This window comes from Streptococcus sp. HMSC066E07 (assembly GCF_001814695.1).
Taxonomy (GTDB): Bacteria; Bacillota; Bacilli; order Lactobacillales; family Streptococcaceae; genus Streptococcus; species Streptococcus hominis.
Genome location: NZ_KV817448.1, coordinates 77508 through 91326 on the forward strand (window position 1 = coordinate 77508; position 13819 = coordinate 91326).

Consider the following 13819-nt stretch of genomic DNA (forward strand, 5'->3'; position numbering starts at 1 on the left):
AAAAATGTCGAATTTACAAGAATTTATTCAACAAACTTATCAAAAGGAAATTGCTGAATGTAGCAATGAAGAATTGTATATTGCCCTTTTAAACTATACAAAATTGGCTAGTGCACAAAAGCCAGTTAATACTGGTAAAAAGAAATTATATTACATTTCAGCAGAATTTTTGATTGGAAAACTGTTGTCAAACAACCTCATTAATCTTGGCCTTTATGATGATGTCAAAAAAGAATTGGCAGATGCTGGTAAAGATTTGATTGAAGTGGAAGAAGTAGAATTAGAACCTTCACTTGGTAATGGTGGTTTAGGACGTCTGGCTGCTTGTTTCCTTGATTCTATTGCAACACTTGGTTTGAATGGAGACGGTGTAGGTCTGAACTATCACTTTGGTCTTTTCCAACAAGTTTTGAAAAATAATGAGCAAACAACAGTACCAAACTTCTGGTTGACAGAGCAAAATTGGTTAGTAAAATCAAGCCGTAGCTATCAAGTACCATTTGCTGATTTCACTTTAACATCAACTCTTTACGATATTGATGTGCCTGGTTACAAAACAGCTACTAAAAACCGTCTTCGTCTGTTCGACCTTGACTCAGTAGATGCAAGTATCATTGAAGATGGGATTGACTTTGATAAGACAGATATTGCTCGTAATTTGACTCTATTCCTTTATCCAGATGATAGTAATAAGCAAGGTGAATTGCTCCGTATCTTCCAACAATACTTTATGGTGTCAAATGGCGCACAATTGATTATTGATGAAGCGATTGAAAAAGGTAGCAATCTTCATGACTTGGCTGACTATGCTGTTATCCAAATCAACGATACACACCCATCTATGGTCATTCCAGAGATGATTCGTCTCTTGACAGAACGTGGCATTTCTCTTGATGAAGCAATCAATATCGTTAAGAATATGACGGCTTATACAAACCACACAATTCTTGCTGAAGCGCTTGAAAAATGGCCACTTGAATTCTTGGAAGAAGTTGTTCCACACTTGGTTCCAATCATCAAAGAATTGGATAAGCGCGTGAAGGCTGAATACGCAGATCCAGCTGTTCAAATCATTGATGAACACGATCGTGTGCACATGGCTCACATGGATATTCACTATGGATATAGTGTCAATGGGGTTGCTGCTCTTCATACAGAAATCTTGAAAAACTCAGAACTCAAAGCCTTTTACGACATTTATCCAGAAAAATTCAACAATAAAACAAACGGAATCACCTTCCGTCGCTGGCTCATGCATGCAAATCCACGCTTGTCAAATTACATTGATAGCTTGATTGGCCGCGATTGGCACCATGATGCTTCAAAATTAGAAGACTTACTTGAATTTTCTGGTAAGGCTGATGTGAAAGCTGAACTTGAAAAAATCAAAGCTCACAACAAACGGAAATTAGCTCGTCACTTGAAAGAGCACCAAGGTGTTGAAATCAATCCTGAATCAATCTTTGATATCCAAATCAAACGTCTTCACGAGTATAAACGCCAACAAATGAATGCTCTTTATGTCATTCACAAATACTTGGATATCAAGGCCGGAAACATTCCTGCGCGTCCAATTACAGTCTTCTTTGGTGGGAAAGCTGCTCCAGCATACACGATTGCGCAAGATATTATTCATTTAATCCTTTGCCTATCAGAAGTAATTGCTAACGACCCAGAAGTTTCTCCGTACTTGCAAGTCGTTATGGTTGAAAACTATAATGTAACAGCAGCTAGCTTCTTAATTGCAGCCGGTGACATTTCTGAGCAAATTTCCCTTGCTTCTAAAGAAGCTTCAGGTACTGGTAACATGAAATTCATGCTAAATGGTGCTTTAACGCTTGGTACTTCAGACGGTGCGAATGTTGAAATTCATGAATTAGTCGGCGATGACAATATTTATATCTTCGGTGAAGATTCTGAAACAGTTATTGATTTGTATGCCAAAGAAGCTTATAAGTCAAGTGAATTCTATGCTCGTAAAGCAATCAAACCGCTGGTTGATTTCATTGTCAGCGATGCCGTTCTTGCAGTTGGTAAGAAAGAGCGCTTGGAGCGACTTTACAATGAATTAATCAACAAAGACTGGTTCATGACGCTTCTTGACTTGGAAGATTATATCGAAACAAAAGAACGCATGTTTGCGGATTATGAAGACCGTGATGTTTGGCTTGAAAAAGTTCTTGTCAATATTGCAAAAGCAGGCTTCTTCTCTGCTGACCGTACGATTGCTCAATATAACGATGAAATTTGGCATTTGAACTAGTTCAATAGCGAATAGGCCCCTTGATTGGTAGTTGAGGGGCTTTTGTTTGAAAAAAATAAAGGACACTAGTGAAACTTTTGTTTATTTTTGTTGCCATTTTTGACTGCGTACGTTATAATAAATAAAACTGAAAACTTTTTCACAACGAGGAGGATTATTGTGAAAAAACGACCAATTTATCTATATGTCTTGCTGACACTATCAGCCATTCTATCATCTTTTACATTTGTAGGAACCTTTTTTGGCAGTGAAAAAATAACGAATACAAGTTCTTATAAAGGACTGTCTGAAACGGTTGTGAAGCAAATCGTGGAAGTAACTGAAAGAAGTCTTGTCTTTCTTCATAATATTCCGCATAAAATATTAGTTGTCCTTTCAATTTTATTGTTGATTGCTGCTATTGTGTTTATCGTCAAGAAAAACATTTTATACGCTAATTTTGCCTATATTGCTTATGTGTTATTAGGAATTATTGGGACAATTTACAATTATATCGGTGGTATGCCACTCAACAATCTTTATAAAGATCAAACGATGCGTGCCACAGCAATCTCATCGACAAGAGTTTTGACCATTATTTATTTTGCATTTAATATTCTTTTCCTTGTTATTGTCTTTTTCAAGATGAAACGGCAGCAACAAGACTTAGCAAAAGAAGAATTACAATAGTTGACAACACATATCTATCAGCTTAAAATTTTAAGAGAATGATAGATGTGTTTTATTTTTAGAAAGTGAGAAAATATGAAGATTTCCTTAGTTTATATTAGCTTAAGTGGCAACACAGCGAGTTTTATCAAACGTTTGTCTGCTTTTTTGCAAGAGCGACATGAAAATGTTGAGATTGAGCAGGTGGATATAAAAGATATGGTGAAAGAGGAGCGACCATTTTACGCCATGTCTCAGCCCTTTGTAGCCTTTTTGCCAACCTACTTAGAAGGTGGGAATGGTTTGGATAATGGAGATGTGGAGATTCTTACCAATGATTTAGGTGACTTTATCGCTTTTGAAGAAAATTACAAACGCTGTTTTGGCATTGTTGGTAGTGGTAATCGTAATTTTAACAACCAATATTGTTTAACAGCTAAGCAATATGCAGAGCGATTTGACTTTCCAGTCTTGGACACATTTGAACTTCGTGGCTTGAATGAAGATGTCAAACGAATTGGTCTGAAAATTGAAGAATTATACGGAATGTAATAAAAAATCCTATCGTTGTAAATACCGATAGGATTTTTTGATAGGGTTAGAAAATTACATTTTTTCTGGAGCATCAACGCCGAGAAGACGAAGAGATTCTTTTAGAACAACAGCTGTTGCGTAGCTGAGAGCCAGACGGCTGTCACGTTCAGGGCTTTCGTCCAAGATACGAGTGTGTGCGTAGAATTTGTTAAATGCTTGTGCAAGACTGATCGCATATTTTGCAATGAGTGAAGGGTCATAATTGTCAGCTGCACGTTTGACAACACGGGCAAAATCTTGTAGCAGTTTAATGATTTCCCAACTTTCAGCATCATCTAGGCTGTATGTTGCTTCAGCACTTGGCTTGAAGTCAGCTTTGCGAAGGATTGATTGGATACGTGCATAAGCGTATTGGATGTATGGACCTGTTTCTCCTTCAAAGGATACCATGGCTTCCAAATCAAAGTCGTAACCGTTGCGACGGTCTGTTTTTAAATCGTAGAATTTAACAGCTCCTACCCCGACAGCACGAGCAACGGCTTCTTTGTTTTCGAGGTCAGGATTTTTGGCTTCAATTTGTGATTTAGCACGACTGATAGCCTCTTGGAGAGTTGGCTCAAGAAGGATGATATTTCCTTTACGTGTAGACAATTTTTGGCGGTTCTTTGTTACCAATCCAAAGTCTACGTGAATCATATCATCGCTCCAGTCAAATCCCATCTTCTTCAAAACGGCTTTTAATTGTCTGAAGTGATTAGCTTGTTCTTGACCTACAGCATAAATGTTTTTAACGAAGTTGTAAGTGCGAGCACGGTACATAGCTGTCGCAATATCACGTGTAATGTAAAGTGTCGCTCCGTCAGATTTTTTAATCATAGCTGGCGGAAGGTTGACATCATCAAGATTGACGATGCTAGCTCCTTTAGACTCTTCCAACAATCCTTTTTCTTCAAGGATTTTGATGCCTTCGTCCATCTTGTCATTATAGAAGGCTTCACCAGCCAGACTATCGAATTCAACGCCAAGCAATTTGTAGATACGGTTAAATTCTTTCAGGCTTTCGTCGCGGAACCATTGCCATAATTCAGTAGCTTCAGGATCACCGTCTTCTAATTTTTTGAACCAGAGGCGACCTTCGTCATCAAGCTCAGGATCTGTTTCGATTTCCGCATTGATACGAACGTACAGTTTCAGTAATTCATCAATTGGATTTGCTTCGACGGCTTCTTTGCTGCCCCATTTTTTATAGGCCACCATTAAAAGACCGAATTGTTTTCCCCAGTCACCTAAGTGATTGATTTTAATGGTGTTGTAACCCAATTTACGGAAAATATTAGAAAGAGCATCACCGATAACGGTGGAGCGCAAATGACCAACTGAAAATGGTTTTGCAATGTTTGGACTGGAGAGGTCAATGGTAATGTTTTCTCCATTTCCTTCACTTTGCTGACCATAGTTGTTTCCTTCTTTTACAATTTCTTTGATAACTTGAGCTGAAATTTTTGATTTATCAAGGAAGAAATTAACATAAGGACCGGTTGCCACTACTTTTTCAAAGTTTGTTGAGTCAATTTTTGCTGCAATATCTGCTGCAATCGCTTGAGGCGCTTTTCGTTCTACTTTCGCTAAAGAAAAGGCAGGAAAAGCAATATCACCTAAATCTGAGCTTTTGGGTTTTTCTAGTAAATTTAAAATAGCGTCTTGGTCTAAGCTGTCAATGACCTTAGCCAGTTCACTTGCAATCAATTGTTTATTATCCATGGTTTCTCCTTTGGTCTTTTACTAGTATTTTAACATATTTTTTGACGAATCTTCAATTTTTTTGGTATAATTTTGAGTATAAATATACATTATTGAGGATAAAATGAAAAAGAGTGAACGTCATAAACTAATTAAGCGAATGATTAAGGAAGAAAAACTGAGTACACAAAAAGATATTCAGGATCGTTTAAAGGCACAAGGCATCATTGTAACACAGACAACCCTCTCTCGGGACTTACGTGAAATTGGATTGACGAAAGCCAAGAAAAACAATGAAGTTTATTATGTTTTAGCAGATGAAACAAATAAAATCGATTTGGTTGAGTTCTTGTCTTATCATGTAGAGGGTGTTTCTCGGGCGGAATTTTCCTTGGTTCTTCATACTCGCTTAGGAGATGCTTCTATTCTGGCTAACTTTGTGGATGCCAATAAAGGTGAGCTGATTTTAGGAACGGTAGCAGGGGCTAACACGCTCTTAGTTATTTGTCGTGATACAGCAGCTGCAAAACAAATGGAAGAGCAGCTCCTTGAGAAAATGGATTAAGAGAATGAATGATGAGGCTGGGACAAAGAGCTCAGCTTCCTTTGTTTATGTAGTCAACAAGACGCAGTAGCTGATTGCTCAAAGCAATGCTTTGAGGTGGTGGATAGAACTTGCGAAACACGTCTCAAAGCTGTTGTTTTTCAGGCTCGGAAAAACACTTTTGACAAAAACTTTGTTTTCTTTATCCACCACCTCAACAGTCTTTCAGACTGTTGAGCAAGCCTTGCGGGGTGAGATGACGAACTGAAAATTTTCAAGATGAGTCCTGTCCCACTCCCAGCTATGCGGATGTGGGACGACGAAATCAAGTTTCTACGAAACTATTGTTTTCTATCCCACTCTTATCACTATTAACCAACAGAAAGGATGAGAATGACAAAAGAAAAACTATCTCCAGGAATGCAACAGTATTTAGATATAAAAAAAGATTATCCAGATGCTTTTTTGTTGTTTCGCATGGGAGATTTTTATGAATTATTCTATGATGATGCGACCAATGCGGCACAGATTTTAGAGATTGCTCTGACTAGCCGCAATAAAAACTCGGAAAATCCAATCCCAATGGCAGGAGTTCCTTATCATTCGGTGCAGCAATACATTGATGTCTTAATTGAAGCAGGCTATAAAGTTGCGATTGCAGAGCAAATGGAAGATCCTAAAAAAGCGGTTGGAGTAGTCAAACGTGAAGTGGTGCAGGTCATCACGCCGGGGACAGTAGTTGATTCTTCAAAGCCAGACAGTCAGAACAACTTTTTAGTGGCTTTAGATAAGCTGGCAGGTATATATGGGCTGGCTTATATGGATGTGGGAACAGGTGAATTTCAAGTTACAACTCTCAGTGATTTTAACATGGTCTGTGGAGAAATCCGAAACCTACGAGCGCGTGAAGTGGTCATAGGGTATGAATTGCCTGAAATGGAGCGTCAAGTATTGGAGACTCAAATGAATCTCCTTTTATCGCAAGTAGAAACTACATTTGATGATGTTCAGCTACTAGGAAAGGACTTGTCGCCGCTAGAGCACCAAGTAGCTGGAAAGTTATTAGAGTATGTTCATAAAACGCAGCTACGTGAGCTTAGTCATTTGAAACAAGTTCATCATTATGAAATCAAAGATTTCTTGCAGATGGACTACTCAACTATGGCAAGTCTGGATTTAACAGAGAATGCTCGGACAGGAAAGAAGCACGGTAGCCTTTATTGGTTGATGGATGAGACCAAGACAGCTATGGGAACGCGATTGTTGAGAGCGTGGATTCAACGTCCGTTGATTGATAAAGAGCGAATCGTCAAGCGGCAGGATGTAGTGCAAGTCTTTTTAGATCATTTCTTTGAGCGCAGTGATTTAGCAGATAGTCTCAAAGGTGTGTATGACATTGAGCGTTTAGCCAGTCGTGTTTCGTTTGGCAAGACCAATCCGAAAGATTTATTGCAGTTGGCAGCAACATTGAGCAATGTCCCTCAGATTAAGGGAATTTTAAAAGGAATTGACAGCCTAGTTTTGGAAGATTTGATTGCCAAATTGGATGAAATTCCTGAATTAGCGGCCTTGATTCAGTCAGCAATTTCGTCGGATGCTCCAAATGTCATTACAGAGGGTAATATTATTAAAACAGGTTTTGATGAAACTTTGGACAAGTATCGAGTGGTCATGCGAGATGGAACGAGTTGGATTGCAGATATTGAGGCGAAAGAAAGAGAAACTAGTGGAATTAACAACCTGAAGATTGATTACAATAAAAAAGATGGTTATTATTTCCATGTCACCAATTCCCAGCTTGAACACGTTCCCAGTCATTTTTTCCGCAAGGCAACTTTGAAAAATTCGGAGCGTTTTGGTACGGAAGAACTGGCTCGTATTGAAGGCGAGATGTTGGAAGCGCGTGAAAAATCAGCTAATTTGGAATACGAGATTTTTATGCGCATTCGTGAGGAAGCTGGTAAATATATCAAACGCCTGCAATTCTTGGCGCAAACTCTGGCAACAGTTGATGTGCTGCAAAGCTTTGCAACTGTAGCTGAAAAGCAACACTTTGTGAGACCAGAATTTATTGAGCAGCGCTCTATCCAAATTGATAAAGGGCGGCATGCGGTTGTAGAAAAAGTTATGGGTGCACAAACCTATATTCCTAACAGCATTTCAATGGACGAGAATGTTAATGTTCAGCTAATTACAGGTCCAAATATGAGTGGGAAGTCAACTTATATGCGGCAGTTAGCAATCATTGTGATTATGGCTCAAATGGGCTCTTATGTTTCAGCTGAAAGCGCTCAATTGCCGATTTTTGATGCAATCTTTACTCGAATTGGTGCAGCGGATGACTTGGTTTCTGGACAATCAACCTTTATGGTTGAAATGATGGAAGCGAACCATGCTATTTCTCAAGCAACAGAAAATTCACTCATTCTTTTCGATGAGTTAGGAAGAGGAACAGCGACCTATGATGGCATGGCGCTTGCTCAGGCGATTATTGAGTATATTCACAATCGGACAGGCTCCAAGATACTTTTTGCGACTCACTATCACGAGTTGACAGAACTGTCAACTAGCTTGACACAACTAGAAAATGTCCATGTAGCAACCCTAGAAAAAGATGGTCAAGTAACATTTCTTCATAAGATTGAAGTTGGACCTGCTGATAAATCTTATGGGATTCATGTAGCAAAAATTGCAGGTTTGCCAAATGATTTGTTGACAAGAGCGGATCAAATATTGACACGATTAGAAAGCCAAGCAAATGAGAAGTCATCTCTTGGCATCTCTAATACATTGCCTGCGGATGCTCGTGAAAAAAATCAAGTGGCTGAGCAGATGTCTTTATTTCCAGAAATAACCGAATCACCTATTTTAGACGAGTTACGTCAGTTGGACATCTATAACATGACTCCAATGGAAGTGATGTTGGCTGTGGCAGAGATGAAGAAGAAACTTTAAAATGTTGAAGCTATAGTGGGTGTGGCTGGCTAACAGCCTACTTTGCTGAAATGTCATACCAGAATTGCAGCTAGGGTCTAATCTTCAAACCACAACAATTTAGTAAGCTATGATTGTTTTCTATCAATCTGCATTTTTAGTTGGGTTCAAATAACCGCCGTGAGTTTTTTCACAGCGGTTATTTCTTGCTATTTGCATTGTTCCTTTAAGTGATGATTGATTTTCTCAATTTTCTTTTTAGTCAGATAAGACAGGATTGCCCAAAGGATAAGATAAACAACAGTAAATTCCAAAATCAACTGTAAGATGAAAATGGGTTCACTTGGAAACCAGCCAGCTAAAAGAGCTAAGGGAATGAATCCTAGAATCATAAGCCCATAGTGACAGATAGTTGCTTTGAGGATGCTCCAATCTTTTTTGAAAAGCTCTTTTCCTAAGCTAAAGAGCAAGCCGATTAGACCCCATATTACTGCGCAATAGAGAACGACTAAGGCGCCGTGAATATGATGCTGTTCCATCCAAAGACCAACTGCTGAATAAGGGTTGAGCGGATGATAGACAGGTGCAAAAAAGTAAGAAAAGATGACGGATAAGAGGAGTCCGATTACAATGCCTCCTAGAGCATCTCTGAATAATGTTTTTTTCATAGTTGTAATTTCTCCTTTATAGCTTTGAGATAACGGCGAGATGAATACGTTATCAGACCGTTTTTCATTGCAATCTGAATCAGACCGCTGCCAGTCAATTTCAGATGATCAATCTGTTTGATATTGATGATTTCAGATTGGGAAATCTGTAGAAAATCAGTGGGAAGCAATTCCAAAACTTGATAAAGTGGAAGCCCTAAGAGATAAGTGTCTGTTGCTGTTTCGGCCCAAACTTGCCGATTTTCAGTATAGACACGTTGTATTTCTGTGCTATTTAGTAGGTAAATTTCCTCCTCTTTTTTGGCTCGAATGGTTTTATTTTTACCGATATGTTGAGCAAATGTCAGCAGTTGTTGAACGGAATCCGACAAAACAGGCGCTTCAATAATGATCTTTTCTTCTGAAAATTTTTCATCAATATGTAATTGAACTTTCATAAACACCCCTTCTTTCCCAATGATGTTGTATCTTTCTTACTGCTGACTTTCATTGCAAGGGAGATCCATTATTTCCTTCCCTTCCTAAATCTATTAAACATTATTTCGGCTAGGAAAACAAGGTCTTTTACCTAAGTGGTTGTTTTGCCCGCCTATTTGGTTGCTTTTAAAAGGAGAATCTGGTCCAGATCCTCTCACACTAGACCTCTGATAGAAAAACGGCTTTATGTTATAATGATAGCTAGAATACTTACGGAGAAAACTATGTCAAAAATTATAGAACTAGGAAATAGATAGTTTTACAACTCATTGACAGCTCTTAACCGTTGGTATTACTGGGTTTTATCAATATTATGTAGTATTAGAAGTTGTTAGAAAATCCTTAAAAGTCCACAAAAAGGTGAACAAAAAAAGACCTTTACAGGTCATTTACAATATGAGTTCAGTAGGCAAGAACTGGCGTAGTGAATAGCTACGCTTTTTAGTTGCTTGTAGCCTTGCTGATAAGATTATTATACCATGTTATCACGCGCATTTCTGTTGCTGCGCATGCTGGCTGTGTCTAGGCTTGTAACTTTGTTTCTAGGGCTTGAGTTAGCACTTCAGAATAATTTACTTTTTCACGATCTGCTAATCTTACTAACCATTCAGGGACAGTCACATTCTTTCTAACGGCTTTATTGTTGCGAATAAACGGGGTAGGGTCTGCTTGTATCATGCTAACAAAGCCGCCTTTAACGGTTAAAGTCATGATGTCACTAGGCTTTGGCATATCTAATCCTTCGTCTATGTAAGCAGCTAAAACACTCTCAAGCATTTCACGGGCATTTTTCAAGGCTTCTTCAACATTTGCTCCTTGTGTGCCTCCTCCGAACTCTGGAAATTCTACCCAATAAGAACCGTCTTCCTCTTTATGAAAAATTGCTGGATATGATTTTAACATAGTCTGTTACCTCCAAAAATGAAAGATAAGGGGGATTATTTCAGCCCTAAATCTTTCAGGATTTTGCTTTCTAGCCCTTTCCCTAAATCCTGGTTTCCATGAATTGGGATAGTCACTATATAATCAAAATCTTCATGTTTGAAATGGTGAAGACTGCCGTTCTGTCGGATTTCTACCCAACCATTTTTCTCGGCTAGCTTTGCCATTTCTTTTCCTGTAAGTGGCATAGTGTACGTTACCTCCTTACATTTTCTATTATACACATTATGCACATTGAAGGCGAGTGGAAAGAAAAAGTTTTTTAACTGATAGCATGTATAAAATACTGCAGTTTAACATTTAGCTATGGATTGATAATAAGGTTCTAAAAACGGAACGATTTTGCGCCAAACCTCGCTAGCTACCTTTTCCAAGTAGTTCGGCGGGTCGCTGGGTAAACGCCCTTTGTTCTGCCGATAATAAGGATTTTTAACCAAGCGGACTCACCTCCTAACTCTGGCTCCATGACACCCCTTAAAAATCTGAAAAATTGGCGCGCGACGTAAGAAGGCACCTTGTCGCGGCTCTCCTTGCGCAAAAGGTGGGGCGGGGGTGTTTTAAAAATTATTCTCTCTTTCCTATTGCATTCAAAAATTTCAAAAAGGGAATTTTTTGCACAGAAGAGGGCAGCGTTCTTTTATTCCGAATAACCCCCACCCCGTTCAAAAAAATAGGGGCAAATAGCCCCTGTATCTTGGTTTGTATAAATACTGTTTCAACCCGTTACGTAAGGTTTAAAGACAAGCAATTCACCGGCTTTATACCATTCCGCAAACTCTAATAATGCCTTGCTTTGTTCTCTGTAAAATTCCGATTCAGACAAGTCTAATTCCATGTATATACAGATATTGCTACACTGTCTTGCTTTGCAAAATCTTCTAATCAATATTTCTTTGTACATATCACTAGAGAGCAAACTAATAGCCTTATCTATCTCTGCTTTCTCTCTTTCTGCGTCTAGCCTTTTTACTACAAAGGTTTCAAGTCCTTTGCTTGGCTGATTGTTCTTGCTACGTGGTTGGTCTGAAAAAGCACTGGCGCTCCGCAAAGTGTATTCACTCCCAGCAATTCGACACAAACGGCGATAAGTCTGTAAAATCTTTTTAGCCTTGGCTTGAGTTGCTTTTTCGTCAATCTCTCTAAACAATTCCAGCATGTTTTATCTCTCCTATGATATAATAGAGTTATCGAATTTATACCAAAAGGAGCTAGCACAAGCTGGCTTTTTTTGCTATTTCCTGCGCGTGTTCTTTGGATTATCCATGACTCAAATAGTTATTTTCTCTTTGTTCGTTCTTTGTTCAATCACGCGCTATCTTGTTAGATCCTATATTCAATACCTTACCAAAAGCCCGCTTAATTTTCAAGTCTAGCTAAACAATAAAAGAGGCACGCGCCTCTTTGTTATTTCTTAACTTGTTTAGTCTTTAATTGTCGAATTGAATACCGCTTATCTTTGATACTATAAATCCTGAATGAATTCCCCTCTAAACCCTTGAGAATGCGGCTATAGTTACGTTCGTTATACACTGTTTTTAATTCATCACCGCTTAGATTGGTATTGATAATTGTATTCTCACGATTGTTAAGTATATCAAATAATAAATCCTGTTCCCAATCGTTCTTAGGTTTAATAACCGCATTCTTTGCCCCTAGATCATCAATGATAAGGTAGTCAGGCCTTTTCAAGAGTTCCACGGCATCAGATTTAGTAAAAGCTGCATTCTTGCCATAAGTCCAACCATCTTGAATTTTATTAACAATATCTGTAAAGGTTACAAACAGAACGCTTTTAGGCTCATTTTTAGCCTTACTGTCCTCGTTGATAGCTTTAGCCATAGCAACACTTAGATGACTTTTTCCAACGCCTGTAGAGCCTGTAATCAGCGTATTTCCATTCATACCCTCTAGGTACTTCTTTACCTGATTTTGAGCAAAGGCTAATAGTTGTTTCTCCTCTTGTGTCTCGACTATGAAATTGTCAAATGTTGCTGTTTTTAACTCATCAGGGATTACACTATCACGCATTAGGACATGATAAGTTTTTTGATAGACTTGTTGGTTTGTGGCTTCGTTAGCTAACTCTTGTTCTTCGCGCTGTATATTCTCTCTGACACATTCAGGGCAAAACTCTTGCAACTTACGTTCATCACTTCCCCTAATAGGTGTTGATATTTGCCAATAGTTCACGTTATGAATTGAGCAGACCTTATCAAGTATTTTTCTATTTTGATACTCTTTGAACTGTTCCTCCATGTTTTCACCTCCTCCTAAAACGGGACATCAGGGAAGTTGTCCTGTGTTGGTTGTGCTAATGGCTGTTTCTTAGCCTCGTAAGCTGCTTGATTTTGTTTGACTTGCTCGATAGTCTTTAATCCTTGACCTTGCCAGCGTTCAAGGATTGAGCGCGTGTATCTAATAGACCTACCGTTGTTCAATATGGTTTGTTCAAGAGCATAAAGTAACAAAGTCTGGCCGTGAGTAGCTAGCAAGTCTTCAACCTCTGTCACCATTGTGCCACTAACAGACATTTCACCAAAAGCCTCTTTTAGTTTTTCAAAGATAATATTTTTACCAGCTTCACCAGCTTTTTCTTGCTCTAGCTGTTGCTCTATCTCTTTCTCTATCTCTTTCTTACACGTAGTTAACGTTGTAAGATTATCAGATAACATTGTAAGATTTTTATTTTTTTCTCGTTGTCCTCTGCGGTATTCCCGCATATAGGCGGCTTGGTTCGTTTCCTGTTGTACCATGGCTTTAGCTTGTGGCAGCTTTGCATTTTTATCCTCATCAATTTGAATTAAACCGCATTTTGTAAAATATGCCATAGTCATTTCAATATCATCTTCTGAAACATCTAGCTTTAAGGCTAATTCTGCTTTTAAACTATCAAAGTATCCCTCGTAGTAAAGAATGCAGTCACTATCAAGACTTTCAAGCATAAGTCTGATATATATAACTGTCATAGTGTAACCACCCGGTAAAGTTTTAAGTCTCTTGATAAAGATATTATCAAAAAACTTTTTATCAATTTTTAACCAAAAATAAACTTTTGTTTTTGCCATTGTT

At 38.4% G+C, this 13819-nt stretch carries 13 protein-coding genes and 1 pseudogene; 5 read left to right on the forward strand and 9 right to left on the reverse strand.

The window, feature by feature from the left end; all coding sequences use genetic code 11:
• The first annotated feature begins 4 nt into the window (after nucleotides 1-4).
• From glgP to nrdI, 3 genes are all read left to right on the forward strand, one after another.
• Nucleotides 5-2263, forward strand: a complete 2259-nt coding sequence (glgP, locus tag HMPREF2984_RS05790; protein ID WP_049508821.1) for a glycogen/starch/alpha-glucan family phosphorylase — start codon at nucleotides 5-7, stop codon at nucleotides 2261-2263.
• Between the two features lie 159 nt (nucleotides 2264-2422).
• Entirely contained in the window at nucleotides 2423-2932 is a 510-nt protein-coding gene (locus HMPREF2984_RS05795; protein WP_003027812.1) for an ABC transporter permease, read from the forward strand.
• A 75-nt stretch (nucleotides 2933-3007) separates the two neighbouring features.
• Nucleotides 3008-3463 (forward strand): class Ib ribonucleoside-diphosphate reductase assembly flavoprotein NrdI, encoded by a 456-nt coding sequence (gene nrdI / locus HMPREF2984_RS05800; protein ID WP_003027811.1) that lies wholly within the window; start codon nucleotides 3008-3010, stop codon nucleotides 3461-3463.
• A 54-nt stretch (nucleotides 3464-3517) separates the two neighbouring features.
• On the opposite strand, the gene argS is transcribed toward nrdI, so the two are convergent.
• Nucleotides 3518-5206, reverse strand: a complete 1689-nt coding sequence (gene argS, locus HMPREF2984_RS05805; RefSeq protein ID WP_059221617.1) for an arginine--tRNA ligase — start codon at nucleotides 5204-5206, stop codon at nucleotides 3518-3520.
• A 103-nt stretch (nucleotides 5207-5309) separates the two neighbouring features.
• On the opposite strand from argS, the gene argR reads away from it, so the two are divergent.
• Both argR and mutS read left to right on the forward strand, forming a co-directional pair.
• Nucleotides 5310-5750 carry an arginine repressor gene (gene argR / locus HMPREF2984_RS05810; RefSeq protein WP_003027809.1) on the forward strand — a complete coding sequence of 147 codons (441 nt, stop codon included), beginning with the start codon at nucleotides 5310-5312 and terminating at the stop codon, nucleotides 5748-5750.
• A gap of 372 nt (nucleotides 5751-6122) precedes the next feature.
• Nucleotides 6123-8684 carry a DNA mismatch repair protein MutS gene (mutS, locus tag HMPREF2984_RS05815; protein ID WP_070670757.1) on the forward strand — a complete coding sequence of 854 codons (2562 nt, stop codon included), beginning with the start codon at nucleotides 6123-6125 and terminating at the stop codon, nucleotides 8682-8684.
• A 188-nt stretch (nucleotides 8685-8872) separates the two neighbouring features.
• Here mutS and HMPREF2984_RS05820 read toward each other — a convergent pair whose 3' ends face one another.
• The 8 genes and pseudogenes from HMPREF2984_RS05820 to HMPREF2984_RS05850 form a co-directional block, all read right to left on the reverse strand.
• Nucleotides 8873-9331, reverse strand: a complete 459-nt coding sequence (locus HMPREF2984_RS05820) for a DUF3021 domain-containing protein (RefSeq protein ID WP_003027807.1) — start codon at nucleotides 9329-9331, stop codon at nucleotides 8873-8875.
• On the reverse strand, nucleotides 9328-9768 hold the full coding sequence (locus HMPREF2984_RS05825; RefSeq protein ID WP_049533411.1) for a LytTR family DNA-binding domain-containing protein: 441 nt from the start codon (nucleotides 9766-9768) through the stop codon (nucleotides 9328-9330). Before HMPREF2984_RS05825 ends, HMPREF2984_RS05820 begins: the two co-directional genes overlap by 4 nt.
• A 562-nt stretch (nucleotides 9769-10330) precedes the next feature.
• Nucleotides 10331-10711, reverse strand: coding sequence for a type II toxin-antitoxin system HicB family antitoxin (locus tag HMPREF2984_RS05830; protein WP_049533412.1), 381 nt, complete (start codon nucleotides 10709-10711; stop codon nucleotides 10331-10333).
• A 35-nt stretch (nucleotides 10712-10746) separates the two neighbouring features.
• A complete protein-coding gene (locus tag HMPREF2984_RS05835) occupies nucleotides 10747-10938 on the reverse strand; it encodes a type II toxin-antitoxin system HicA family toxin (protein ID WP_049533413.1) in 192 nt (63 codons plus the stop codon).
• 135 nt (nucleotides 10939-11073) lie between these two features.
• Nucleotides 11074-11187: pseudogene (locus tag HMPREF2984_RS09890) on the reverse strand (phage terminase small subunit P27 family); the annotation flags it as partial.
• 278 nt (nucleotides 11188-11465) lie between these two features.
• On the reverse strand, nucleotides 11466-11906 hold the full coding sequence (locus tag HMPREF2984_RS05840) for an ArpU family phage packaging/lysis transcriptional regulator (protein WP_049533414.1): 441 nt from the start codon (nucleotides 11904-11906) through the stop codon (nucleotides 11466-11468).
• 248 nt (nucleotides 11907-12154) lie between these two features.
• The gene (locus HMPREF2984_RS05845) at nucleotides 12155-13006 is read right to left on the reverse strand and encodes an ATP-binding protein (RefSeq protein WP_070670758.1); all 852 of its coding nucleotides are present in this window, start codon (nucleotides 13004-13006) and stop codon (nucleotides 12155-12157) included.
• A gap of 14 nt (nucleotides 13007-13020) precedes the next feature.
• Nucleotides 13021-13815, reverse strand: coding sequence for a phage replisome organizer N-terminal domain-containing protein (locus HMPREF2984_RS05850; RefSeq protein ID WP_070670760.1), 795 nt, complete (start codon nucleotides 13813-13815; stop codon nucleotides 13021-13023).
• Nucleotides 13816-13819: the final 4 nt, after the last annotated feature.